This is a genomic window from Pseudomonas sp. FH4 (assembly GCF_000510915.2).
GTDB lineage: Bacteria > Pseudomonadota > Gammaproteobacteria > Pseudomonadales > Pseudomonadaceae > Aquipseudomonas > Aquipseudomonas brenneri.
The window spans coordinates 225,722-250,553 of sequence record NZ_AOHN01000002.1 but is presented as its reverse complement, the minus strand read 5'-3'; the positions used below and the strand labels follow the sequence as shown (position 1 = coordinate 250,553).

Sequence of the window (24,832 nt, the reverse complement as noted above, 5' to 3'; positions counted from 1 at the left end):
ACTGACGAGCAACACCTCAATCCAGGTGCCAAACGTCTCAATGGGATGATCGGCCAACCTTCTGCTGCTAGGTTATCGGTAGCGTCTACAATCAGCCATCGTCCAGCGGTAACGCCTTGCACATGTAGCAAGCCGAGCCAGGGCAAAGCCCCCTGAACTGCTCCGTCTGAGAAATCAGAGGCGGCGCAGAGCCTCGCTGGTTCAGTGCGTAGCCCTGCCGTTCAAAAAAGCCTGATGCAGTTGTTGTCAGCAAATGAAATCGAGCGATTCCCTGCCCGGCGGCTATCGCTTCAATGACTCGAAGCATTTCAGCTCCAACCCCTTTCGATCTGTATGCGGGCTCCACGACCAGAGAACGCAGCAACCCGTCCGTACCATGCGTTTCGAATCCTCCCCATGCGACCGTCTCACTGTCCAGCGTGAACTCAAAAAAGGTTCGGCCAGGAAGATCAATATCGTCTGATGGAAGGTCAGCAGATTTCAGTGCATCGCGAAAGCGCTGCCATTGCCCTGCGGCTATTTCCGTTGCCTGGATCATCATCACCGTCTCCATCCTTTCATCTCCTTTGTGCCGCTTTGCATGGACTGTTACGGCTCAAGCCGAAGCCGAAGCCATCATATTCGCTTTACCGAATATCTGCCAAAGCGTATATTCGATTTTCCATATGCATCGAGTCTAGTCATGACCCCTGCTATCAAAGTGCTTTTCGTGTGCGTTGCCAACTCAGCCCGCTCCCAGCTTGCAGAGGCTTTGCTGCGTCACACCGACCCGCGCTTCGAGGCCTTCAGCGGAGGATCCCAACCCTCTGAGGTTGATCCGCGCACGATTCAGGCGTTGGAAGTGGTTGGAGTCGATGCAACGGGCCTGCGAAGCAAGTCCATCAGCGAGTTTCAAGCTGATCGATTCGATTACGTAATCACTCTTTGCGATAAATCCGCCAGCGAGTGCCTACCAATGCCCAGTGCAGGTGAAGTCATTGCCTGGGACTTTCCTGACCCAGTAACGAGCGATGATCCCGGTGCATTTCGCCACACGCTCCACGACATCCACGAGCGCATCAAGCTCTTCGTTTTGGTCAAGACCAAACACCTGGAGGATCTATGACAGAACCCATGAACCCCACCACGTTATTCAAGTGCTTGGCGGATGACACCCGAGCCAAAATTTCCCTGCTTGTCGTGAGCGAAGGCGAGCTGTGTGTCTGCGAGCTGACGGCGGCACTCGACCTGAACCAGCCGAAGATTTCTCGTCATTTGGCCCTGCTGCGTTCTGCTGGTTTGTTGATGGATCGCCGGCAAGGTCAGTGGGTGTACTACCGCCTGAACCCCGATTTGCCTGCGTGGGTAACTGCGGTTTTGAAAGAAGTCGTAGACGCCAATCAGCAATGGCTGGAAACCGAGACTAAACGCCTGTGCGGTATGAACGACCGTCCGATCAACCAGGCCGTGTGCAGCTGATTCACGCCCAACCGGATTAACGAAATGCTGATTGCCGTATTGATATTTATCGCCACCATCGTGCTCGTCATCTGGCAGCCCAAAGGGCTCGGAGTTGGTTGGAGTGCCACGTTGGGTGCCATCGTGGCGTTGCTGGCAGGCGTCGTTACTCTTGCAGACATACCCGAGGTCTGGCGCATCGTCTGGAATGCTACCGGAACTTTCATCGCGGTCATCATCATCAGTTTGCTGCTTGATGAGGCAGGCTTTTTTAAATGGGCTGCGCTGCATGTGGCCCGATGGGGAGGCGGAAGCACCCGCAAGCTGTTCGCATTTATCGTCCTGCTTGGCGCAGCGGTGTCGGCCCTGTTCGCCAATGACGGAGCAGCATTGATCCTCACACCCATTGTGATCGCGATGTTGCTGGCGTTGCGTTTTTCTCCTGCGGCTACTTTGGCATTCGTCATGGCAGCCGGTTTTATCGCCGACACGGCGAGCTTACCGCTGGTGGTTTCCAACCTGGTCAACATCGTTTCTGCCGACTACTTCGATATCGGCTTCAACGAATATGCTTCGATCATGGTGCCGGTAAACATCGTCAGCGTGGCAGCGACATTAGCCATGCTGCTGTGGTTTTTCCGCAAAGATTTACCAAAGACCTATGACCTCAACCAACTGAACAATCCGGACGAGGCAATCCACGACCGGGCCACGTTTGTAGCCGGCTGGTGGGTGCTGGCACTACTCCTGATCGGCTTCTTTGTCATTGAGCCATTGGGGGTGCCAATCAGCGCCATTGCAGCGGTCTGTGCGTTCATTCTCTATGTCATCGCGGCTCGTGGTCACGCCATCAACACAAGCAAGGTGCTCAAAGAGGCCCCATGGCAAGTGGTGATTTTTTCCTTGGGTATGTATCTGGTCGTCTATGGCCTGAAGAACGCGGGCCTGACCGACCACATCGCGCAGATCCTGAACGTGTTCGCCGGTTATGGCGTTTGGGGCGCGTCCCTGGGTACAGGGCTGCTAACAGCATTGCTGTCTTCGATCATGAACAACATGCCTACGGTTCTGGTTGGCGCCTTATCCATTCATGCCGCCGAAGTTGATGGCGTCGTACAGCAAGCGATGGTGTACGCCAACATCATTGGCTGCGATCTAGGCCCGAAGATCACTCCAATTGGCAGTCTGGCCACGCTGCTGTGGCTGCATGTGCTGGCCAAGAAGGACATCAAGATCAGCTGGGGTTACTACTTCAAGACTGGGATCGTGCTGACCTTGCCTATCCTCGTCGCCACCTTGTCTGCCCTGGCATTGCGCCTCAGTTTTTGAATCAAGGAATCGTCTGATGAAAGTCTTGTTCATGTGCACCCACAACAGCTGCCGAAGCATTCTGTCCGAGGCGCTGTTCAATCACCTTGCGCCTGGAAGCGTAGAAGCGGTCAGCTCAGGAAGCTTTCCCAGTGGCCGAGTGAATCAAAGGGCACTGCAGACGCTTGAGGCAGCGGGTATCTCTACGGCGGGCCTAAGCAGCAAGGCTTCGGATGCTTTTGAAGGCTCGCCTCCCGACATCGTGATTACTGTCTGTGATCGGGCTGCAGGAGAAGCATGCCCCATCTTTTTCGGCCCAGCTTTGAAGGCGCATTGGGGGCTGGCCGACCCGTCTGAGGCTAGCGGGTCGGAAGCCGAGATCACAGCAGCGTTTGAAACCACACTGGCCAAAATTCACGAACGCGTGAGCGCATTTCTTGCGCTGCCACTGAAGACCATCAGCACTGACCAGTTGAAAGCTGAATTGAATCGCATCGGTTCGCTTTAAAGATCAACCGAGGCGGCCCCAATCAGGCGCCGCCGTAGGAGTTTGTATGCAAGACGCATTGCCGAACGTACACGCCGACCTGATCGACATTCCTTCGCTGGAGCAACTGTCGCCTCGTACTCCATCGCTCCATAAACCTCGTATTCTTCTGCTGTATGGATCAACGCGAGAACGCTCATTCAGCCGGTTAGTCACGCAAGAGGCGGCACGCCTGCTGAATGAGTTTGGCGCTGAAACCAAGATCTTTGACCCATCAGGTCTCCCGCTGCCGGATGACGCTCCCGATACACATCCCAAGGTCGCTGAGCTGCGCGAGCTGATGCAATGGTCTGAGGGGCAGGTGTGGTGCTCCCCTGAGCGTCACGGCTCCATGAGCGCAGTATTCAAAGCCCAAATTGACTGGGTACCGCTGGCGATGGGCGCTGTACGGCCTACGCAAGGCAAAACCCTTGCAGTGATGCAGGTCTGCGGCGGCTCGCAATCTTTCAACGTGGTCAATCAGCTGCGGGTACTGGGCCGATGGATGCGGATGTTCACCATCCCAAACCAATCTTCGGTGGCCAAGGCATTTACCGAGTTCGACGAGGCAGGTCGTATGAAGCCGTCCTCGTACTACGACCGACTCGTGGACGTGATGGAAGAGCTGATGAAGTTCACCCTGCTGTTGCGGGATCGCCAGGATTATTTGGTTGATCGGTACTCCGAGCGCAAAGAGTCCGCCGAAGAGCTTTCCAAACGCGTCAACCAGCGCTCCATCTAACGTCAGTGCGAGGAAACTGTATGAGCCAGATCACGATCTATCACAACCCGCAATGTGGCACCTCTCGCAACACCTTGGAGCTGATCCGCAACAGCGGAGAAGAGCCGACTGTTATCGAGTACCTACAGACCCCACCTGACCGCACCACGCTTGTCAGGTTGATCAAGGATATGGGTATTGAGGTGCGGGCCCTGCTTCGCATCAAAGGCACTCCTTACGAGGAGTTGGGACTGGTCGATACGTCACTTACTGATGATCAGCTCATCGATGCCATGATGGCTCACCCCATCCTGATCAATCGCCCCATCGTCGTGACGCCCTTGGGCACACGCTTGTGTCGTCCGTCAGAGGCAGTCCTCGACCTTCTGCCGCAAGAGCAGCGCGGCAGCTTCGTCAAAGAAGACGGACAAGTCGTCATTGATGAGAATGGCCGCAGGGTTTAAACCGATGTAAAGCAGATGGGCCTGGGGGGATGCTGGTGAATCAAAACTCGAAATTTGATGTAGTGGTCATTGGCGGTGGCCAATCCGCGCTCACCGTAGCCTATTTCTTGAGGCGTACAGGCCTTTCCTATGTATTACTCGACGCCGAGTCAGCACCGGGAGGGGCCTGGCGGCATGGGTGGGATTCTCTCCGACTATTCTCGCCGTCTGCTTGGAGCTCAATTGCCGGCTGGCCCATGCCAGCAGTATCCGAGGGGACTCCTGGGCGGGACGATGTTATTGACTATCTAACTCTGTACGAGCGTCGATATGACTTTCCCATCATCCGATCCACGCGGGTAAACCGTGTCGAGAAAATCGAAGACGGATTACGGGTTGTCTCCGAGGACAGAGCCTGGGAGGCCAAAGCGGTTATCAGTGCAACAGGCACCTGGAGCCGCCCATTTATCCCAAGCTATTCCGGACAGGAGTTGTTTTTAGGGCAGCAGCTTCATTCCGCTCATTACGTTGGGCCGGATGAGTTTGAGGGGAAAACTGTCCTTGTCGTCGGTGGTGGCAACTCGGGAGCCCAGATTTACGCCGAGGTTTCCAAAGTGGCTCAGGCAACCTGGGTAACTCAAGAAGTCCCAAAGTTTCTACCTGATGAGGTTGATGGGCGCGTCCTGTTCGAACGAGCTACAGCTCGATTGAAGGCGCAACAGGATGGTGTGGAGCCTGAGCAGCCCGCTGGAGGGTTGGGCGACATCGTAATGGTGTCATCGGTGAAAGACGCTCGTGAACGCGGTGTATTGAGAGCGGTACGGCCATTCACGCACTTCACTTCGACAGGCGTTGTGTGGTCATCAGGAGACGAAACAAAGGTGGACGTTGTCATCTGGTGCACGGGATTTTCTCCCGCGCTCGACCACCTGAGCAGCCTGGGCGTTGTAGGCCTGGACGGTAAAGTGGCTGTGGACGAAAATCGAAGTGTTGCGTCACCCAATTTGTGGCTGGTGGGTTACGGCGATTGGACGGGGCTCGCCTCTGCGACATTGATCGGAGTAACCCGCACCGCTCGGGATGTAGTCAACCAAGTCCAAAGCTATCTCACTAGCGAACCCTGATGTCTCGCGACGCAAATCGAGTGTGCCTACTGTGATGCGACTTCAAGCTCAGGAAAGAGAATAGGCTCCAGTGGAGGAGTTGCCGGACACAGCCCGAGTCGCCAGTAGCCGACGTCGTGCCATTTCCCAAGCTTGAAGCCTACCTCCGGATATGTGCCGATGTGGACGAACCCCAGCGACTCGTGCAGGCCCACACTGCCTTCGTTTGGCTGCGCAATTCCGGCGTACGCTGCGCGAAATCTCTGCTTATCAAGAATCGGAAGCAAGGTCTCATAGAGCTCACGGCCAACGCCCTGCCGGCGAGCTGATTCAGCGACATAAACCGTCACGTCAACAGCCCATCGGTAGGCCGGACGAGCCCTGTGTTGGCTTGCGTAGGCGTAGCCCTTGATCTCGCCATCCTCTTCAGCCACTAGGTAGGGATATGTCTGAAGTGTCGTCGCTATCCGCTGAGCAATTTCCTCAACGCTTGGCGGGGTCTCTTCGAATGAGATCGCTGTATTTAGAACAATGGGAGCATAAATGCGCTGGATGGCTTCTGCGTCGGTGATTACTGCCGTACGAATTTTCAAACCCTTTACAGCCATCGTGAATGATCTCTCGTTGAATAGCCGTCGTTCGGCACTCGGAATCTAACTACACTCGCCGCAGCGATGCATTTCTGACTGAAGCCGGTGACTGGTATGACTTAGAGGCAGAAACGACCGGCATGGCCAATGTACCTGTTGGGCGCGCTCGTAGGCGATCAAAATTCGCATTTGGTGAATCGAAACTCATAAATGTTAGCGTTTTCGCCTGCTTTAAAGCATTTTTTATAGGTTTTCGAGGATTTTTGAGTGAAAACTCAGATTGACAAATAGGCAATTTATTTACCGTTCGTCGGCAATGTCCATTTTATTTTCACCCCCCCCCTCTTGAAAATTTTTAAGCGAGACGGAGTTCTTATATTTGAGAGCAAGATAAAAGCGGCAGTGGCCCAGGCACCGCTTTTCTCACAGGATTTCGCCGGCTTTTACATCTGATATTTACGGCTTCTAGATCACACGGTTTTGAGGACTGAAGGTGAATTTGAGGTTGGAATGGTGGGGCTGGGGGCGGAGGAGAAATCGCTTTACTTTGCAGCCGCAGGCTGCTGCTTACGCTTTGACGTCAAACCAATAGGGCTTTTTTGCTGGGATCAGTCCGTCTGAAATTCCACCCGTCTCGGACAACAGGCTCGGCTGGCGTCCGTCGCCTTCAATGTTCTAGCAAGACGCACTCGGTGGCCTACTGCGCGCTTCGAAAATTCGGATCTGTAAACTAAATTTTTGATCTGTAAACCTCGGCGGTTAACACGTCAAAAAATTGGTTTACAGGTTGATCTGGATTCTGGCCGCGCTTGGGGCTATTTTGCCAATTTATTGATAATGCGAGCCCAATGACCCTACTGTCTGATGGTCAGCTCTGGTCTCTTGCCTGCAAAGCCTATGGGGATGATCTTCCTGGAATCCTTGGATCGATTGTGAGCGCCTACGAGCGTCGTCCGGGGCTGAACAATCCTATCCGTGTTCACAGGTCGGTTATCGGCGTTGATGGCTTTACAGCGCTTCGAGAGGCCCTTACCACGCAGCGCTTCAGTGGCTTCCATCAGCTCGAAGGTTGCTTGGAGATCCGCGAGCCTCTGGCGTGGCATCTCGTACGCCATCTGCAGCAGAAGCTGATCATCGATGGGCATGCCCCTGCTTCAATCCGCGACCAGCGTTTTGCGGCAGACCTGGGGCTTTGACCTTGTCCAGTTGAGATACCTACGGATTCCGGACTTGCAGAGGCTTGCAGCGGACGAGCTCATTTGTGATAGCCCGAGCGCTGAGGTTTACGGGTATAGCTTGAAGTCGCTGCCCTCATGCCACTGGCTAGGATCGATATCAGTGATTTCTAGCCCGTAGGTGCGCAGGAGCCAGCGTGTTTGCTCGCCGTATTCACTTCCAGGCTCACTGCGGCCATGCAGCGCAATGCGATTGTTTACCAAGGCGATATCACCTGGCTGCAGAGGAACAGCGATTGCGCAGTCAGCACATGCGTGTTTCAGAGCGTCCATTGCCTCCTGCGCGGACTTGTGGTCGATGTCAGCAATCTGCGTGGTGCTGTGGCTGAATCGGATCCACCAGCTTCCATTCATTTGGAAGAGAAGCTGCGCATCATCGACATCAAGTTCGTCGCCTAGGATTTCTACCATCCCATCTTGGAAGGTCAGCTGCGAACCAATGATGTACTGGGGCTTCTGGAGTTCGTCGATATGCTCTTGGCTCAAGCGCGCCATGAGGTGGTCGAGAGGCATCACCGTAGTCGGAACTTGCTTCGGGTTGCGCAGTGCCGACAAGCACACAAAGTCTGGAGAGGGTGCAATGCGTTCATTCAGGGGGTCGCGGTATCCCCGCAACGGGAAGGTCACTCCATCCGTGTGCCCACTCATCTTGTCCGCCGATTTGACTGTGAATTTACCTCGGCCAGGCGGGAATACCACCAGATTCACGAACAGATCGCCTCCGTTCTCGGAGCCGTAGGAAACCGTGGCGGAATTGATAGCCGCAAGGCACGCGATCGCAGTAACTCGGGCAATAACCGTGCCTTCCGCTTCAGGCACCGGGCAAAAATCAATAGGGGTATCGGGTAGGTCATCTGGCCGGAAGATACCCTCCAGCGTCAGGCAAGGCTGTGCCCATGCAAAGGCTTGCACCTCTGCACAGCTACTCCCCCGGCTATTGAGCTCGCGTTCGATCGCAGGCTGCAGCTCACGCCCCAGATCGCCGGGGCGCGCCAGGTACTCAAGCACTTGCTCGTAGGTCACGTTCGCTCGCCATTCGCTGACTGCGACACGCACTGCTTCTGTAAAGATTGCCTGGATCAATTGTGTCCCTACACGCGCGAGTGATATAAAAGTGATGTATGTCAGCGTGATTATCACGCACGATCTCACCAGCGACCAAATCCGTCTATGAAAATGCCCAAGCTTCAGCCTGCCGATTATCTCCAAGGGTGCGCTAGTTTCCTAGCCTGCCTTAAGCCATTCATGCACTTGCGGGAGACCTCCCAGGGCATTGAGTGTGAGATGACCCTGGCTAATGGCCAGCCTGTAGTGGTCACCGGCAAGGACGAGCCGCACCTGCTGCTTGGCTTGATGTCCGTACTCGTCGAACTGATTCCTCAAGTCCCAGCCGACGAACGGTTAGCAATGCCACCTGTCTCACGCACGGTGCCTGCGGATAAGCAGACTTTGGAGGCGACCATGCAACCTACCGCTACTACCAAAATCACCGATGAACGAACCCAAGCTGCCCGCTTGCAAATTGGTTTAACTACCAAGGTCTCGCTTCATGAGTTGGTAAGACGCGTAGCAAAACGCCGTGGGGTATCGCTGTCGATCGCTGCGCGAGATCTGGTGCAGGACGGGCTGACCCGGTTCGATAAAGAATCAAGGACAGTAGACCCTTCGGAGCTGCTGACTGATTACGAGCGCACTGCCAATGATTACGCAGGTGCCGATTCGGAGAGTTGGATCATCCGGGCTGACAGGCGTCTGGTGATGAGAACGCGCTTACGCGCAGGTGAATATGAGCGCTCGTTGTCATCATTCACCAACTTCCTTCTCGCCAACGCTTTGAGCCATTGCCCTCACGCTGCTGCTGTGCGTGAGGCAACGACTAATTCGATTACCAGTGATGAGGTTGTCGTAGAGGCTATCAAGGCGATCGAGCAGGTCAGTGGGGTAAAAGCCCGTGCTCTCGCTCCTCAGATCGATCTAGGTGAGCAACGCGGCCTGACCAACATGATCCTTGGTGGCTCTGTACTGGCGCCTGCGCGAGTCCTGGCGAAGCTGGCTGTCGTTTTGAAGAAGCCTTTGGACGTTGTGTCGGTAGCCTTGGAGCGTCGGTTCGCCACCCAATGCGTTCCAGCTTTCAAAGCGACTGATGGAAAACCCACCGTGCAAGCGGAACGCAAGGCGTGGAGTGTCGCAGTCAAAGAGCTTCAGCTGCCGGCTGAGGAACAAGAGCGTCTCCTGAACCTAGAGGGCTAAGTGTGAATCCATTCGACCGGGCACGTCGGCAAGCATTCGAAACCCGAGAAGCCCTGGTCGGATTGGCCGCTTCTCTAGGTGGCGTCAGCTCCTCTGAGCTCCTGGCTCATGTTGAGGACACGCTCGAAATCGCGATTGAGCGCTTACCTTTCGGGCACCCGGAGTTGGGTGGCGGCAGCGGAGTGCTCAAGCGAGAAATTCAAACCATCTACATCCGCAACGATGTGTCTCCAGGAGAAACAGCCTATCTCATCGCCCATGAGTTGGGTCACTGGTACCTCGACGGCGATCGCCCTGCACAGACGGTCGCTCATCTGACCAGCATGACGGATTCCTATGGCAGTCAGGCTACGGTGGCGGTGGAAGCATACGGTGCTCGTGAGCGCTTGGAGCTTCAAGCCAACGTGTTTGCTCGTGAGCTTCTGCTACCCCGTGGTGTCGCAAGCCAACTGTTCTATAGCGGTACTGGTGCCACGGTCATCGCAGCCACTCTGGAGGTGCCGCTGGAGATCGTTCGTCTTCAGCTATTCGACGGCATTTTGCTCCCCATATTGCCTCCTGCTCCACCTCCTCCTCTGCCGCTTATGACGCAGGGGCAGCACGATGCTGCTACCGCGTCCGAAACCTTCGTCAACGTTGTTGCCGGGCCGGGTACTGGTAAAACGACGACACTGATCCATCGCATCAAGCACCTGGTCGAGCGCGGTATCCCTCCCAGCCAAATCTTGGTGCTGACCTTCACGAACAAGGCGGCTCATGAATTGGTTGAACGCCTGAAGGTGTCTGGCATCGCCGGAGCCGCCGAAGTGTGGGCCGGGACTTTTCATGCATTCGGGCTCGAATTCCTTCGCAAATACCATCAGATTTTCGGTCTGGAGTCCGACGTTCGGCTCGCAGATCCGCTGATGCAAGTTCGCCTGATGGTGAGCACGCTGCCCAAGGTGCGGCTCAAGTATTATCTGAGGCTACAGAACCCGTACGATTGGCTACCTGGCGTTCTGGGCCATATCAAACGACTCAAGGAAGAATGCCTCACGGTTGCCGACTACCGCACGCGCCTGTCTGCACTGCCGCCCTGCGAGCCGGATGTAGCCAATGAGCGCGAAGACATCGCCACCCTGTTTGAAGCCTACGAAACAGCAATGCGGAGTAAGCATTTGGTCGACTACGTTGACCTTATTGCCCTCCCTGCATCCCAGGCCAAGCGGGATCGAACAAGCGTTGCTCAGTACATCGACCATTTCTCGCACGTACTAGTGGACGAGTATCAGGATGTCACCGAGGTGATGGTCGACCTCCTTCGTCAATTGGCTCTCAATGCTCAATCGTTCTGGGTCGTCGGTGATGTGCGTCAGGCCATTCACCATTGGCGAGGCGCGTCGATCCGTAGCTTGATGCACTTCGACACCACGTTCTTGAGCACCATTCCAGGGGCAACGGTGCGCCGTTACGCTCTCGATCTGAACCGGCGAAGCACCCCTGATATCCTGGAGTTATTTTCCTGCGCAGGCATCCATCATGCACTCAGCGATCGGATGCCTCTGGAGCCAGTCACAGCGTTTCGTCCCTCGATCGGGGTCATACCTACCCTGTATGAATGCGACTCCAAGCCCTCCCAAGCCGTCACGATCGCTCAGCGAATAGATGGGCTGGTGCAGAGGGGTGTCCCGTACAGGGATCAAGTCGTGATCAGCCGTAAATCGGCAAACGTTGAGCAGATTGTTGAGTCGCTTGAGAACTTGAATGTGCCAGTGCTGCACATCGGCGATGTCTGCCAGCGCCCTGAGATTAAGAAGCTGCTGTGTCTGATGGAACTGCTGTGCATGCGACAGCCGCGCTCACTGGTCGGGCTGATCTCTGAGCCAGCGTTTCGAATGCCGCCCCAAGACATTGAGCACCTCATATTCCTGACCCGCAAAGGCGCGGGATTGAGCATGCAGCGAGGCCGGTGGCTATGGCTGCCTACGCCAGGCCTCTCGCCCGCTGGCCAGCAAGCCAAGTCAAATTTGGCGTTGCTGTTGAGAGGGCTCAAGCGGGATTCAAGGCCTTGGGATTTTGTCGCCAAAGTACTGCTCGATCAGCGCTACGGTCTTCCAAACCCTGCTGATCAGACCATTCAGGCCCATACTCAGCGCTTGGCAACATGGCTGTTCGTTTATGCCGTACGCAATGGTGACGGAGATATCCGCCAGGCACGGCTTTCCCAGTTCCTGCTTCGCGAGGAGCTACGCCGTAGGATCGGAGAAAAGCTAGGGGATCGCGGTTTACCGCCTGAAGCGCGAGTTCTGGATGCGGTGAGCGTTATGACCGTGCATTCCAGCAAGGGGCTTGAGTACCCAGCAGTTCACGTCACCGATGTTGACGACGCGTCATACGGTGCCAATCGACCCTATGCATACGATGTGCGGGGGTTGGATCTCATCCCTCCCGAAGTTTTGAACAGCACTGGGTCAGAGTTCATGTTCGAAGAGCGAGTAGAGCGCAATAACCTGCTCTATGTCGCCCTGTCTCGGGCTCGTGATTACTTGTATCTCTATGAGATCAGCGGTTGGCCACGTCCAGTTCCGCTCAATCGCGCTGCTCCCACGAGTCTGGTTAAGCGCTCGGGGGTGAAGGTACCGCCCGCACCCATCATACCGCTGCCGTTGGCTAGCAGCACCGTGGTACCCACTGTGAGCTATGAGGCGTTCCAGGCCTACATGAGCTGCCCCCTCCAGTACCACTATCGCTATGAGCTAGCGCTCACTGCTGAGCAGGAAATCGACGTCTCGATCCGTGCTCGCTGGGCGATTATGGACATGCTGTTGGCCGTGGCGAGGGATGGCACTGACCCCAACACGGCATTCCAAGCCGCATGGGCGTTACACGGACTTCCAGATAGGGCAGAAGACCCTGGCTTGATGGATGATGCGATTGCCGCCGCCAAGCGTGGGCTGGTGGTGGTTAACAGCGTCGGCGGTGCCGTCGAAGAAGGGATGGTTTCTGAAGTCAACGGTGTTCGCATTGAGCTCCCTTGGATGCTCGTCGATAAAGGGCAGCTGCACTGGATTCGAGCTCAGACGGGGATCCAGTACACCCTTAGTCACCTACGGCCCATGATGCTTGATATCAATGGATCTCGAAGGCCGAGTGCGAAGATCTACTCCATTATCACTGACCAGCACGTGATGGATGGCCCTTCCAAGCAGGCCGCGAGCACGTCCGTATACAAGATGGCTCAACGTTTTGCCGCAGGTGATCGATCCGCCTCCAGAGGTCGGCATTGTGGGCGGTGCGCGTATTTGAGCATCTGTGCCAGCATCCCCTGATCAACCTCAAGGGCTTCTGTGTTGCATCGCCATGGGGCTATCTCTCAGAGACGCGGAAAGCTGTGTGCTGAGATGAGGGGGTAGCTTGGCCACCATTACACAAGGACAGTTTTGGGTATGACCTACATTAACTTGCCGAGTAATCAGCAAGCTGCAATCAGCGACGTAGACGAGACAGCGCTTCGGACAGCAGTGCGCAAGTGCCTGGATGAAGAGCGCATAGGGCCGATTCATGGCCTAGGTCTCAGTGACTGTGGCCCCTACGTGGGTATCAAGCTTCACGCATTCCAACAAGCGATCGCTGAGTACAGCAAGGCCAAGGCCCATGCCAAGCGCGAACGCACTCGACAGGATGCGCTGCATGCCGGCAATGACCTCATTCACGCTGTGCAGCAGATGAAGGGTCGGCTTGAAACTGAGCACAAAGAGGGGGAGCTGTTTTTCATTGATGATCAGATCAGGCCGCCTTTCCATCTCAGCAAGCGACTGTCAGTGCAAGTGTCATTCCGCTGGCGAGCGTCACCGTCTTCGGACTGGAAGCACGGGCACCTGACGTTCGTCTACGAATTCTCCCCTCAGCCCAGCTATACCTTGCCGATGCCCAAGCGCAAGCCCAGCGCGGCGCAGGCAGCAAGGGATCTCGAAGACAGTCTTAACCGAGAATGGGAGCGGTTGAAGGCTCAGGCGCTTTTCTCTATGAGACAGTTCTTCCGCGATGGCGGCGATGGGGATGCGGTGCCAGAGGTGTTCGCGGTGAGGCCTAGTCCCTACGGCGGGGGCCTGAATAACTTCAGCTGTAATTTTTGGCAGCCCGAGAGGCCGACACCCTAAATTTGGTAGGCCATCAGGTTCGGTGCCGGTGGCTGGTATTAATGAACGTCCGCTCACCATGTCTGCGCGGACGTTACCAGGTATCGTGACCCGCACACCACACGATGACGTCGAGCCCTGCGTTGACCTAGGGCTAGAGCGTTAATCGTAGCAGGGCGATGCCATTGGTCATTTCAGGAGTGGATGATGGGCAAGGAACAATCGGCTACCAAGATCAATGGCCCTAAGCCGCAAGACTTCCTGCGAGCGAGACGTCCAGAGCAGTTCTCGGACTCTGTAAAGCTTCAAGAAGCTACCATCGACCGCTTGATGCTGGAGTATCACTTCGAGACCCTGAACAATCGAAGTCAAGAGCTTGAGTTCGAGATATTCGTACGGAAGCTTTGTGAGCGAGAAATCTGCCCCAACCTAGTTGCCCAGACCGGCCCGACTGCGGGTGGGGACGGTAAAACCGATACCGAGACGTATCCTGTAGCCGGCCAAATCGCCTTTTTCTGGGGATTAAACGAGACCCCGGAGTCCGAGCGATGGGCATTCGGTGTCAGTACCCAGAAAGACTGGAGGGCAAAATGCAGAAAGGACGTCGAGAGCATCATATCCACCGGGCGTGGGTACTCATGCATCTTCTGCGTCTCCAGTCGATTCATCAAGAATAGTCTTAGGGCGCAGCTTCAGGATGACCTTTCGGAAAAGCATGGCGTCAAGGTCACGATCCTCGATCGAACTTGGCTGCTTGATAAAACACTGCTGCCCAAGAATCAGCAGCTTGCCATCGACTACCTAGGTCTTACAGGCAGCATTGAGAGCAAGATTCAGATCGGCCCATTCGACGCTGACAAGCAAATTCAGCTCACAGAGATCGAACGCCAGATCGAACAGATTGAAGATCCGGGCCATCTGACGCTCTCCCAGGTCGACCTCTACACCAAGCGGGCCATCATTTACAAAGAGCTGGAACATGATGCCGTTGCTGTGGAGCACCAGTTCAATATTGCTGTGCGGACAGCGAAAAAGTTTGGTACCCAGAGACAGCATTTCGAGTCCCTTTATCAGCTGACATGGGCCGCGTATTGGTGGCTGGAAAATGCCGAGCTCTTCGAGGACACCTTTGAGAAAGCGCTTGGCGTGGCACAAGAGACCGACAACGTTGAGGTCTGGGAGAACGTCGTAACGCTGTTCAATCTGGTTGTCACCACTCATCGAGACGGCAAGTGCACCCTCGATGTGGCCTGCATCGAAGCCACCATTCGAGAGAAATTGAACTCGATAGCCGGCGACGCGGATATGATCAGCGGCGCATTGCAAGCCAAGACATCACTGGCACTCCTGGATCTTTTGGCTGCTAAAAGCGAGGAGCAGGTCAACAACACCTTCAGGTCTTTGGGCACCATCGCTGATAGTGCTCATAAGCTGATTGGCTACCCTATGGCTCGTCTCGTCAACTTGCTCGAAGAACTCGACGTGGCCTTTGGAGATCTCAAGGCCTACGAAGATCTCATGGATAAGCTCATTGATGATGCGGGTGAACGGGAAAATAGCCGGATAAAGGCAGATAAGTACCTGAGACGAGGAGCGCTGAGCAGCGATAAACAGGATTACTACAGGGCGATCAAGTGCTTCGGGTTATCCCTGTCTGGGCTGTATAGCAGTGAAAGCAAGGCGGAAGTCTTCGCTGCCCTTTATATGTTGTCCCATGCATACGATAAGCAGGGCCTGCTGTGGGCTGCGCGCGGAGCAGCGCTGATGGCAGCTTATGTGGTCACCTCTGACGCACTGAAGGAACAGCGAAGCAGTTCTAAGCAAGCAGCTATTTACCAACGACTCATGTGGATAGAAGGTCAACTAGGTCGTGTGAGTCAGTCTTTGACTTGGTACCACTTAGCTCAACTTGTCTCTCAAGCGGTGGATGAAAAGCTGTGGACAGAAAATCAGAAAATGAATTATGAAGTTCTGATTGGACAGCTATTTCTCAATGCTGATTTTTTAGACGTTGAAAGAATAGCCTGGCTGCCGGACAAGTTGAATCAGTTGGATCTAGGGCTCAGTGCAGATGCGCTATTGGTATGCTTAGGCCATGAAGATAAAGCGGGGCCTGAGGGTGAGCCAATTGATTTTCACCTTATGAACATGTGGCGCAGTATCGATATGGGCGCCCCGGTGGCCCCGCTCGACCTTTATCTGGATCGCTGGACAACCATAAGCTCCTGTATCCTGGGTTGTAAGGTGTCTGTGTCCTTCCCGGTAAAATCTCCATGCATTGAGTTAGCGCAGCAATTGCTTGCTGTGTTGGAGAGCTTCTGTGCACCGATGATGGCAGATCATGCAACGGCTACAGTGCCCGCCGTGAATATTGATATCTTATTGGAAGATGAGGATGGCTTCATACTGCAGCACAGCTTCGACACCGCTGCGCAGGTGACCTCTGCTGAGATCCTCTGTTCACAGTTCAGCATTTCCAGTTTGACCGATGAACAGCAAGATACGATCAGGCAATTTTACAGTGAGTTCTGCCTTCACTTTGTGTCCATTATTTGCCCTCAAATAAGCTGGTCGAAAATCGAAGAGATGCTTCGGGAAGACAAGGCCTTGGAGCGATCAGTTATCTTCAATTGTAATATTGGATTGGACAGCTATTTTATGGGGCGAAATGCTATACCTGGCATCGAGTCTCATCAGGATGCCTCCCTAGAATTTTACAAGCCAACTCGGCGCGTAACTTGGCATGAGCACCACAATATAGAACCTATGGACTGGCCCTCTAAATCTGATGAGCCTGAGGAGCGTCCAAAACATCCGTTTCAGTTTTCAACAATGAAGCATAGAGAGCTTAAAGTTGTTTCTATCATCCAAGAAAGCTTGTGGAGTCAAGCCGGCTGGAGGGGTTTAGGCTTTCAGACATGCGAAGGCGAAATTCCAGTGCTGATATTCGGCTTCGAGAATGCCGCTATCGGACATAAGATATTTGAGAATATCGCAAAAACTATCGGAGACAAAGACTCCAACAATACCTTGCGCATCGCATTGATACGGGGTATTGACAGTCAGAATCTTGCGCATTATCGCGTGGCGGTTACAAGTGATCTTGATCGATCTGAAGATGGGTCTTCGAGAGTTCAAGCGGGACTGTCTAGGCTACATACTATGACGCCAAGTTCCTCTGAAAATATTGACAGATTTTTGAAGGATTATGAAGTACGTAAGAAATGTCATGTCGCTACAGTGAATGCTAAGGGCAAGCTCGTTAGTCATTTGATAACTTCTGGCGTCGTTGTCATGTATGCCTGGGAGATCGATGAAAACGACCAGGAGATTTCGGCGATCCAGCCTGAGGACGATATCTTTGTGCCGGCAGGCGTGGAAAACCCTCCAATCAGCCGTGCGCTGGCGAAGCTTCGTTCATTTGAAGCTAGGTAGAGGTTATTCACCTACGAAGGTTGCTCCAGGAAAGTCTTCTCGACTGTCTGGGGCAAGGTGCCTTTTAGGCTGACTAATCAGCCTGCCCCGGCGTAGCACTTGGCGGCTGGGGACGGAATGTTGATTTCCTCGAAAGGTGCTAGAGGACTGCCCAGAGGCAACCTCGCTTCTCTGCTTCTTCGGCAGGAGCCCCGCTCTCTTCGATTCCAGCACGCCCGCATCATGCGTGAGCTGGTTTGGGTACCGGAAGGATGCTCGTTACTGAGCGCCGCGCATGCGGCTGAGCATTCGCCGGAATCGTCTCAATGGATTTTTGGTAGTTTCCCATTCCTCCTTCAGTAGGTGACGAGCTTCCAGGATCGACTGATCAGCCATCGTTCGCCATACGGCGTAACGGTTGTCGACGGGGAGGGTTCCCGGATCAACTGCCAATTTGCCTGGATCAAGCAGGTTCTCCAGCGACGCCAGCAGCCTATTGGCAGCATCATCGTTGGGGTGGAACCTCATTTGGATCTTGCGCAAGAGCCGGTAGGAATCGAACTTGAGGCTGTTTAGCTTGGAATACGCTTCCTGCTTGGTGCCTTGATCGGCATCATTGGTATCAAGGTATACCTGCATCCACTCATGTGCTTTGCTTGTGAAATCAGAGATTTCATCTCGAAGCCCGTTAATCCAGGCTTGTCGAAATTCAGAAATTTTCAACTCGCGGGCCATGAGCGCGACGAAAACTGCAAGTGCAACAGTGATGAAAGCCGTCATGTCTATCCTCGCCCGATGCCTTGGTAGAGGCGTTCTCCACCGATATTGACCCACTGAAAGAGGCGGTTTAGGGCATTTGACCAGTTGTAAGCGCGTGCTTCAACTCGGATGTGTGCCTAAGTATGTTGGACTGCTCGCACCTGCCTGCCGTCCTGGCGATAGGGGTTCTCGCTACGCGTGTGGGTGTCCACGCAGAAGGCCAGTGAAATCGACCAGTACCACCGCATCAGTGAATGCCCCTCCATCGCCAGGCGGGAGAACAGCGAGAGCACGTCAAGAGCGAGGGATGCAGTAAAAGCAGTGAGTTGAGTAGCGCTGCGGTGACTGTTCTGGGAAATTTTCCTTGAACTCATTCATTCCCAGTCCACTACCAAATCGGAGAGTCTGATGACAACGCACTCCCTTGTCGTTGCCAAATACCCGGCCCTGCAGTCCAAACGAACCCTGGCCCTGTTTTGGGTGCTGATCGCGACCCTCGCGGTTGCAGCCACATTCTCGGGGCCTCCGCCTTTCCTGCCTGAAGGCTTCGGCGCCGGCGAACGCTACTTAAGCGACCACATGCAGTTGCTCGCGGTGGTGTTCCTGGGGCTCTCGCGTTTGGCTGCCTTGTCAAAGCGGCCCCAGAAGCAGCTGATCAAACGACTGAAGCGTGAGCATGGCCTCAAAGTGAAGCCTACATGGAAGGCAGGCATCGCGGCTGGGAGATATCTGAATGGCGCGGCCTTGCTGATCCTCGCCTACTACCACACACAAGCCCTGGAGGCTCTTGTCTGGCTGGTACAGATGACGCTGCCTGTTTGACCTGCGAGTCTATCGGGAAAAGCTTTCTGTCGGGTATGGCAGGAAGCTCGGACGGCTCAGTCAGATGAATCAGGCCTGACGGCCACAAGCGCCGTCAGGTGGCCTTGCTGCGAAACTCTCTGCGCCTCCTTCGAGCGGCACAGCTGGATGGATCTGGACGGCAAGTTGGTATCGCTCACCTTGTCGATTGGCGCACGCGACATAATCTAAGTGAACACAATAGGAGCCGAGCCTTTGCCTGCATTGTCGTCTTCTTTGATTTTTGATGTCAGAAGTAGGATTCTGTCATTTGCTATCAAAAGCTTGGACAGGAGTAGGTCGCGTTCTTCTCGAAGCGCGTCCAGTTGGAGCATTGCATCCGCTAGCTGGGATTCAAGATGTGGATCCTTCGCATCCGCAATCACCACCTTTGTGGACGTGCCCGTCTTTGTGGAGGCGTGCCCTACAATCCAAGCCTGGATATCCGCGACGAGCTTAGGATATCGAGACTTCCTCAAGGCAGAAGGGTCTCTCCCGGCCTCCCTAGCAACGTTATTCTGAGAGACCGGGCTGCCGGGTGGAAGGATCAGGGTGTTTCCATACTTAAGCCTCTCGAAGGACGCACTGAAATCAAGCTCCGCCTTACCCATTATCATCACTCCGGAGAGTTTTGAGGGCTGCATCTATAGCCTTAATTTGGAACTCCATGGAAATATAATCCAAATCACCTGACTTGAAATCAACGAGGCGAGAAGTTAGGTCATCTTTAAGAGCGACTAATACAGCAACTTTACGTTTATCCCCCAGACCCTCTGCGCAGGTACCGCAATCGCCTACAAAAGTAATTCCACCTGATGAACAATAGCCTTTTTTCAAACATATACCGAAGAATGTTTCTCGGATCGAAAAAGACCTTGTGTCGGCAGTCTCGCCCAGGTCTTTGATGTCGGTCAAATCTACGAATTCGATGAGCTTCGCTTTATGCTCCTGACCATAGACAGAAACAAAATGGTTTTCTTTAAGACCCACAGCAGTTCTTGATAAACTTGCAACAATTTCAGCCATTAAGCCCTTACGCATTTCAGCGCTAAGATTGCTCTGAAAATTTGATATATAATAGCGAGTCATCGATGTATCCCGGTGTTTCGCTTGATACTGAGTTGATGACCTGCTTACCCCAGATTCAGTGGCGTCTATCAGTAGCGTACGTCTCAGCTGATGAAGAGCAAAAGGCCAAATATTGCCAACGGCAAATTCTTGTATGTCCAATGACGGGGTATACTTTTTGGCCAACAGGAAGTCTTCTTCAGTAATAGTGAGCACTCTTGTATCAAAAAGGTTAGGGCATACCCCCTGCCAGCCATTGTAGGAAAAATCCTTACAGAGTTCGACGCTCTTATCTAATGCTTCACCCCTAGCACGGCCCCAAGGCTCATAAGCACGTAGGAGCAGAAGAGGGTTGAGCATATCGGCGCCTACGACATCGCCCCGATTAAAAATTTTTGCGCACCTCAATCTCATTGCTGAAACGGCACCCAGCGCCTTTACGACCTCCCCACTATATTCATCAGTTACCCAAAGAGCATTGGGGTCATTGATTGTCTTTGATGTGCCGCCACAAAGAAAGTAAGCCTTACCCAGAACTTCATCATCATCTGAAATAAAGCAGTTCGCCCTCAACTTAGAAAGCTCGCCTCTTCGCATGCCGGAATAGTTACCCAGATAAAGCAAGCCCACATAAGAAACAGCGGTTAAATACGAAGAAAAAATTCTCGCCCCATCTTGAGAGACAATCGTATCAAGATCTCTTCCAAAAGGAACCATCCACTTTCTCAACAACGGAGACAATCTATAGAAAGTAGAATAATGGTGAAAGGTTAAATACCTATGATTTTCTTTACCGAATGGTTTGATATTATGGGTGTCGCTGGTGACGCGCCCCTTAACCCGCTTTCGATTATAATCAGACCCTTCGTATAGATCGATCAAACGGTTTTGGAGCCTACCTAGCCGCTCTGACGATGAGATGAAATCATCCATAAACTCCTTAAGCCGATCCTTCTGGTACTCCCAAATCCGCCATGGAATACATGGCGTTTGTTGAGACTCTACTGGCTCAAGCATTCGCTGCACCAAGGTGCTCTCCCACGGTGCCAAAAAATAAAAGCCTAAGCGACTACGTCCAACATACAAAACGGCAATGAGCTGAAGCATCACGCTAGCGCGACGGTGGAGCCCAAACACCTTGTAGGCCTGATCCTCATTCATTGGGGCTTCAAGCACATCCACATTATGCGAAGTCATTATGACGAAAAGGGCACGAAACTGCTTGTAGTAGTAACCGTAAGTCTCAATCGAGATTGAGTGCCCACGGTTAATCCACAAGTACGCCATTACCATCTTAAATGCTTTCCATCCCGAAGCAGAAATGTTCCCCTTCGCTGAATTTGAAACTCTATAGAAATAGAAGTTTTTAATTGTCCCAGAGACACTTGAAAAATCCCATCGATCTTGACTATAGGTGACAAGCACCTGATCCTGTCCCGTGGACAAATCCTTTTTCACCAAAATAGGATAGTCATTATCTAGCGGAAACTTGAGCCCTGTCCCCATGCCTTGCAAGACTTCCAGGCTCTCTAGACCTTCTGGGCTTTCTGGGCTTTCAAGACTATCGAAAAACTCAGAATCTAAAGCACTCATAAACTGGCCACGTCTAACAAATGAATAAAGCCGCTCCACCGAGGGTGGTAATTTCCCATCTGCGTCTGCTGCGCAGCTTTTGCTAACCATCCCGCACATTTCTTTCCAGCGGTCTCAAACGCGCCAATGATTTGGTCAAGGCGACTTATTGCAGATTCCAACCCAGAAACATCCGCATTACTGCGCAGAGAAACCAACTTTTCACGCTCGCGTAAAACCTTATAAGAAAGAATAGACCATATATAAGAATATGTTTTTATGCCTTTGTAACTAATACAGAAAATGCAAAGATTCGGATTAACGCAATTTGGTTTCTCAAAACCCGCTGGCAACTCTTTTACAGGAATAGGCTGGCCAGTACATTCTCCTACGAGTGCAGCACGCTTAGCCTTCGCACTACTTCTATAGTAGTTCGACCACTCAGTGGTCGCTGTCTGGTGATTTGGGCGCTCATAATATCTACCGAAAGTTTCCAAATCATGCTGGCCTATCTCAGCGGCGAGGGCGGGGTCACCTGCTTTTCGGGCTAACCAGTTCTGCCGGGTTTTCCGGAGCTCTCCCGCTATAACAAACGGACGCTCCAGCTTCTTCATCAAACGAATTAGTGAACGAGGGTTAGGATTGTCGCTAACAGTTCTTCCGGCCTGTGGCAACTTACCGAATAACAGGTTGGTATGTTCGCTGATGCCCAGCGCTTTTCTGAACGCAAGAAAATCCAAGAAATAAGGCTTATACTCACCGTAAGCCATGAATATAACTTCGCCTTGTTTTCGGCCTTTGTATGTGCGCGCTTCAAAACTGTCACCAACTGTGTAGAACTTTAGCTCCTGAAATTTGAGCCCTGCAGCGTCCGACAAGTTCATGGACGTCTGACTTATAAATAACATCAATTCAGTTTCCACTCGGACATTATATAAGGCATACCGAACTCTTAAACTTACATTTGCAAGCTTATCAGCCAGTAATTGTTCATGCTGAGTTAGGCCACTGTACAGCATTATCTCCTGACCATTTGACATCTTAAGCTGCGCTGGCAGAGGTCGCTGAAATGCTTCGATTCCTAAGCAGTTACGAATATCCATCAAGTCATCGATAAAGCGCTTAGCATCGCCAAGGTTTTGCTTATCTATTTGGGGGAATGCATTTTTTTTGCTAGGGGCCGTTAGCCCGGCATTTAATACAAAAAACTCCCGGCCCAGGCCTGTAGCGTTTCCGAGCAACGTCGCCATGCCACTAGCTTTCCCGTAATAGCCGTCCTCTTTAGCATCACCGCTATTAACACTTTTATAGAGGCTTTTGACCCATCCACAATACAGGCTGCAAGCATTTGCCTTGGTTGGGTCGATACCTAGTCCATCACTGTACATATAAAAAGCCCGTACACGAGACACACCGCCTTCCAAAGTTCTGGGACTACCCCCTGATGAAACAATCCCGTTCAATTCCGAGTGAAGGGCGTAGACGAGCGGGATGCGTGCAGTCACCACGAGCCCAAGGACGTTACCCAGACGATATTCTTCAAATTTCTTTGTATGGCAGCCAGCGCCATTCACGTAAAGGCAAGACCTCAACGTCAGTGGGATTCGCTCCTCCCCATAAACCACACCGTCAAATTCAAGATCGTCTATCATTTACTGCGCTCGTTATATCTGCCCATCATTGCTGCAGTGTATTCATTGGCATATTTGGCTTTGATTTTTGAATTTTGCAGAAACCTAACGTATTTCATTGTGGTTTCGACGTCTTTATGGAGAAGACAGTCCCTTGCGAAGCTCAAGATATCTGACAGTGGTATGCTGGGTTCGCATTCCATCCCACACTGAACTATCGCCACACCGAAGGTTGCACGAGCTCGATGGAAGTGAAAATCATCGAAGTTCAAACCCATCTTCCTCGCCTTTTCTTTTGCCGCAAAAACAAGAGAGTTTATGGCGCTGCCTTCAGTATCCGAACGACGACCGTAGGAGTTTCCATTTTTTGTTATGAATAACAGCTCGCCACAATCCTCAGATGCTCTATTTTCTCTAGTGATTCGCCGTATGGATTTGCAATATTCTTTCAGCTCATCTAAAAGCGCTGTGCCAATCATGACGGCCCCCTGCACCCCGAACTTAGTTGCAACAGGCGCGCCATCCACATTGGGCCCCACCTGTAACCAAGACAGCTCCGCATCAAAAAAATCAGGAGTGCCCCAGTTGACAGTATTGACTTTTAAATCACAGATCGACTCAATCCGTAGACCAGATTCAAACGCAACTCTAAGCATTAGATATAGGTCATAACTTAGATGATCGCGCGCAAAATCAATCAGCTCATTTCTATAGTCTATCGAAACTGGCATCAGCCCGCCTTCAACTCGATCTGCCGAGGCTTTGCGATTAGGAATAGCCAAGTTCGAAAAACTTACACTTACGGCTAACTCCCGGCCATATTGGTCAGGAACCTTAACTACCTTAACTCCGGTTACCTCAAAAGCAACGGCGCTAATGATCTTGTTTATCTGAGCCCATCTAAACAAGCGCAGCACGACAGACATTTTTGCGGAGACAGTTGATGGTGCTAGCTCACCGCTCTCTCTGGCGTCGATCAGGTGCTTTCTGTACCTGTTTATTGTCCTATCTGCAGGAATCAAGGGAAGATAATTCCATGGGCGCCCTTCGCTCTCTACAAATCGCATAAACGTTATCAGGGCATAGGCCAAAGACCTTATAGACTTAATTCGTATGCCCTGAGTAGGGATGCTTTGGGCAAGAGCACCTAGCCAAAGATTCGCCTCATCCCATAACGCGCCTGTCGACCACCGCAGGATCGGGAACCCCAGGACGACGTAATTCTTCTGCCGCTTGAGGTCATGCGCGAATGGAAGGGCGTAGGAGGCGACACCTGGAGCCACTGTAATGTGAAAAAGGGTGAGGGTAATGAACTCCACGTAAGCCACGCATTTCGAACCTTTAGCCATATATTGACAACGCCATACCCTTACCGTATTATTAGGTTATCTGGTCGATTCTGGAGGAACAATTTCGACCAAAGAAACGTATATTTTACGCCAGATTTACTGCTCGTCAATCTTGTAATTCTCTTGACTTCTATATCAAAATCAAGGGTTTGGCTTGAGAAAAGCCTGATATGCCGCTCCGCATTCCCATTACGTTGCCCCGCCTCGCTGCCTTTGTGCAGTAGCCATCCAGAATTCAGGCACGCGGCTTTCGCTAGGCAGCTCGTCGACCCTGACGATATTTGCCCTCCGCACCCCCAACCCATCTACAGAACTTCTTAGATCTGCTTGCTGGGCCATCTCGATCCTCATCTCCAGCAAAAGCTGCCAGTTATCGCAGCGACAACACTTCAGTTTGGGTCACTGGAAATCCCTTGGGATCATTGAAACTTTATTGGTTAATTAGGGCTGGACTGGAAGGCGTCCATA

Annotated in this window: 21 protein-coding genes; 13 read left to right on the top strand and 8 right to left on the bottom strand. The window is 52.8% G+C overall.

All coding sequences use genetic code 11. The features are described 5' to 3' along the window. Positions 1–91: 91 nt before the first annotated feature. The gene (gene arsN2, locus H097_RS01930) at positions 92–553 is read right to left on the bottom strand and encodes an arsenic resistance N-acetyltransferase ArsN2 (protein ID WP_032856862.1); all 462 of its coding nucleotides are present in this window, start codon (positions 551–553) and stop codon (positions 92–94) included. 129 nt (positions 554–682) lie between these two features. Between arsN2 and H097_RS01925 the strand changes: the two genes are divergently transcribed. From H097_RS01925 to H097_RS01895, 7 genes are read left to right on the top strand one after another with little or no spacing between them, the layout of a single operon-like run. Next, positions 683–1,105, top strand: a complete 423-nt coding sequence (locus tag H097_RS01925; RefSeq protein WP_032856861.1) for an arsenate reductase ArsC — start codon at positions 683–685, stop codon at positions 1,103–1,105. Beyond that, entirely contained in the window at positions 1,102–1,458 is a 357-nt protein-coding gene (locus tag H097_RS01920; protein WP_032856860.1) for a metalloregulator ArsR/SmtB family transcription factor, read from the top strand. The genes H097_RS01925 and H097_RS01920 overlap by 4 nt, the downstream gene beginning before the upstream one ends. A gap of 24 nt (positions 1,459–1,482) precedes the next feature. Next, positions 1,483–2,766, top strand: a complete 1,284-nt coding sequence (locus tag H097_RS01915; RefSeq protein WP_032856859.1) for an arsenic transporter — start codon at positions 1,483–1,485, stop codon at positions 2,764–2,766. Positions 2,767–2,782: 16 nt separating this feature from the next. Next, positions 2,783–3,253, top strand: a complete 471-nt coding sequence (locus H097_RS01910) for an arsenate reductase ArsC (protein WP_032856857.1) — start codon at positions 2,783–2,785, stop codon at positions 3,251–3,253. Between the two features lie 46 nt (positions 3,254–3,299). Further along, positions 3,300–4,013 carry an arsenical resistance protein ArsH gene (gene arsH, locus H097_RS01905; RefSeq protein WP_032856856.1) on the top strand — a complete coding sequence of 238 codons (714 nt, stop codon included), beginning with the start codon at positions 3,300–3,302 and terminating at the stop codon, positions 4,011–4,013. A 20-nt stretch (positions 4,014–4,033) separates the two neighbouring features. Further along, complete coding sequence (gene arsC / locus H097_RS01900; RefSeq protein ID WP_032856855.1) at positions 4,034–4,456, top strand: arsenate reductase (glutaredoxin); 423 nt, start codon at positions 4,034–4,036, stop codon at positions 4,454–4,456. A 29-nt stretch (positions 4,457–4,485) separates the two neighbouring features. Further along, a complete protein-coding gene (locus tag H097_RS01895) occupies positions 4,486–5,559 on the top strand; it encodes an ArsO family NAD(P)H-dependent flavin-containing monooxygenase (RefSeq protein ID WP_032856853.1) in 1,074 nt (357 codons plus the stop codon). 26 nt (positions 5,560–5,585) lie between these two features. On the opposite strand, the gene H097_RS01890 is transcribed toward H097_RS01895, so the two are convergent. After that, on the bottom strand, positions 5,586–6,146 hold the full coding sequence (locus H097_RS01890; RefSeq protein WP_032856852.1) for an arsinothricin resistance N-acetyltransferase ArsN1 family B: 561 nt from the start codon (positions 6,144–6,146) through the stop codon (positions 5,586–5,588). An 830-nt stretch (positions 6,147–6,976) separates the two neighbouring features. Here H097_RS01890 and H097_RS28095 point away from each other — a divergent pair. After that, positions 6,977–7,324, top strand: a complete 348-nt coding sequence (locus H097_RS28095) for a hypothetical protein (RefSeq protein WP_152979033.1) — start codon at positions 6,977–6,979, stop codon at positions 7,322–7,324. A gap of 87 nt (positions 7,325–7,411) precedes the next feature. Here H097_RS28095 and H097_RS01880 read toward each other — a convergent pair whose 3' ends face one another. Then, the gene (locus H097_RS01880; protein WP_141687980.1) at positions 7,412–8,503 is read right to left on the bottom strand and encodes a TauD/TfdA family dioxygenase; all 1,092 of its coding nucleotides are present in this window, start codon (positions 8,501–8,503) and stop codon (positions 7,412–7,414) included. 144 nt (positions 8,504–8,647) lie between these two features. Between H097_RS01880 and H097_RS01875 the strand changes: the two genes are divergently transcribed. The 4 genes from H097_RS01875 (at position 8,648) to H097_RS01860 (ending at position 17,166) form a co-directional block, all read left to right on the top strand. Beyond that, complete coding sequence (locus tag H097_RS01875; RefSeq protein ID WP_141687981.1) at positions 8,648–9,613, top strand: hypothetical protein; 966 nt, start codon at positions 8,648–8,650, stop codon at positions 9,611–9,613. Between the two features lie 2 nt (positions 9,614–9,615). After that, positions 9,616–12,921 (top strand): UvrD-helicase domain-containing protein, encoded by a 3,306-nt coding sequence (locus H097_RS01870; RefSeq protein ID WP_032856850.1) that lies wholly within the window; start codon positions 9,616–9,618, stop codon positions 12,919–12,921. A 117-nt stretch (positions 12,922–13,038) separates the two neighbouring features. Further along, a complete protein-coding gene (locus H097_RS01865) occupies positions 13,039–13,752 on the top strand; it encodes a hypothetical protein (protein ID WP_032856848.1) in 714 nt (237 codons plus the stop codon). Positions 13,753–13,938: 186 nt separating this feature from the next. Continuing rightward, complete coding sequence (locus tag H097_RS01860; protein WP_032856847.1) at positions 13,939–17,166, top strand: hypothetical protein; 3,228 nt, start codon at positions 13,939–13,941, stop codon at positions 17,164–17,166. 258 nt (positions 17,167–17,424) lie between these two features. On the opposite strand, the gene H097_RS01855 is transcribed toward H097_RS01860, so the two are convergent. Continuing rightward, positions 17,425–17,925: a hypothetical protein gene (locus tag H097_RS01855; protein WP_032856846.1), complete on the bottom strand. Its 501-nt coding sequence runs from the start codon at positions 17,923–17,925 to the stop codon at positions 17,425–17,427. 387 nt (positions 17,926–18,312) lie between these two features. Between H097_RS01855 and H097_RS01850 the strand changes: the two genes are divergently transcribed. Then, the gene (locus H097_RS01850) at positions 18,313–18,726 is read left to right on the top strand and encodes a hypothetical protein (RefSeq protein ID WP_032856845.1); all 414 of its coding nucleotides are present in this window, start codon (positions 18,313–18,315) and stop codon (positions 18,724–18,726) included. A 206-nt stretch (positions 18,727–18,932) separates the two neighbouring features. Here H097_RS01850 and H097_RS01845 read toward each other — a convergent pair whose 3' ends face one another. The 4 genes from H097_RS01845 to H097_RS01830 are packed head-to-tail and all read right to left on the bottom strand — an operon-like array spanning position 18,933 to position 24,343. Continuing rightward, positions 18,933–19,355 carry a hypothetical protein gene (locus H097_RS01845; protein WP_050593288.1) on the bottom strand — a complete coding sequence of 141 codons (423 nt, stop codon included), beginning with the start codon at positions 19,353–19,355 and terminating at the stop codon, positions 18,933–18,935. Beyond that, complete coding sequence (locus H097_RS01840) at positions 19,348–21,405, bottom strand: hypothetical protein (protein ID WP_032856844.1); 2,058 nt, start codon at positions 21,403–21,405, stop codon at positions 19,348–19,350. Before H097_RS01840 ends, H097_RS01845 begins: the two co-directional genes overlap by 8 nt. Continuing rightward, entirely contained in the window at positions 21,402–23,036 is a 1,635-nt protein-coding gene (locus tag H097_RS01835; RefSeq protein WP_032856843.1) for a hypothetical protein, read from the bottom strand. The genes H097_RS01840 and H097_RS01835 overlap by 4 nt, the downstream gene beginning before the upstream one ends. Beyond that, on the bottom strand, positions 23,033–24,343 hold the full coding sequence (locus H097_RS01830) for a tyrosine-type recombinase/integrase (RefSeq protein ID WP_162237629.1): 1,311 nt from the start codon (positions 24,341–24,343) through the stop codon (positions 23,033–23,035). Before H097_RS01830 ends, H097_RS01835 begins: the two co-directional genes overlap by 4 nt. Between the last annotated feature and the right edge of the window lie 489 nt (positions 24,344–24,832).

Coding starts and splice junctions, on each gene's coding strand:
- arsN2 (WP_032856862.1), bottom strand. CDS start 553: ATGGAGACGGTGATGATGATCCAGGCAACGGAAATAGCCGCAGGGCAA.
- H097_RS01925 (WP_032856861.1), top strand. CDS start 683: ATGACCCCTGCTATCAAAGTGCTTTTCGTGTGCGTTGCCAACTCAGCC.
- H097_RS01920 (WP_032856860.1), top strand. CDS start 1,102: ATGACAGAACCCATGAACCCCACCACGTTATTCAAGTGCTTGGCGGAT.
- H097_RS01915 (WP_032856859.1), top strand. CDS start 1,483: ATGCTGATTGCCGTATTGATATTTATCGCCACCATCGTGCTCGTCATC.
- H097_RS01910 (WP_032856857.1), top strand. CDS start 2,783: ATGAAAGTCTTGTTCATGTGCACCCACAACAGCTGCCGAAGCATTCTG.
- arsH (WP_032856856.1), top strand. CDS start 3,300: ATGCAAGACGCATTGCCGAACGTACACGCCGACCTGATCGACATTCCT.
- arsC (WP_032856855.1), top strand. CDS start 4,034: ATGAGCCAGATCACGATCTATCACAACCCGCAATGTGGCACCTCTCGC.
- H097_RS01895 (WP_032856853.1), top strand. CDS start 4,486: ATGCTGGTGAATCAAAACTCGAAATTTGATGTAGTGGTCATTGGCGGT.
- H097_RS01890 (WP_032856852.1), bottom strand. CDS start 6,146: ATGGCTGTAAAGGGTTTGAAAATTCGTACGGCAGTAATCACCGACGCA.
- H097_RS28095 (WP_152979033.1), top strand. CDS start 6,977: ATGACCCTACTGTCTGATGGTCAGCTCTGGTCTCTTGCCTGCAAAGCC.
- H097_RS01875 (WP_141687981.1), top strand. CDS start 8,648: ATGACCCTGGCTAATGGCCAGCCTGTAGTGGTCACCGGCAAGGACGAG.
- H097_RS01865 (WP_032856848.1), top strand. CDS start 13,039: ATGACCTACATTAACTTGCCGAGTAATCAGCAAGCTGCAATCAGCGAC.
- H097_RS01860 (WP_032856847.1), top strand. CDS start 13,939: ATGGGCAAGGAACAATCGGCTACCAAGATCAATGGCCCTAAGCCGCAA.
- H097_RS01855 (WP_032856846.1), bottom strand. CDS start 17,925: ATGACGGCTTTCATCACTGTTGCACTTGCAGTTTTCGTCGCGCTCATG.
- H097_RS01850 (WP_032856845.1), top strand. CDS start 18,313: ATGACAACGCACTCCCTTGTCGTTGCCAAATACCCGGCCCTGCAGTCC.
- H097_RS01845 (WP_050593288.1), bottom strand. CDS start 19,355: ATGGGTAAGGCGGAGCTTGATTTCAGTGCGTCCTTCGAGAGGCTTAAG.
- H097_RS01840 (WP_032856844.1), bottom strand. CDS start 21,405: ATGAGTGCTTTAGATTCTGAGTTTTTCGATAGTCTTGAAAGCCCAGAA.
- H097_RS01835 (WP_032856843.1), bottom strand. CDS start 23,036: ATGATAGACGATCTTGAATTTGACGGTGTGGTTTATGGGGAGGAGCGA.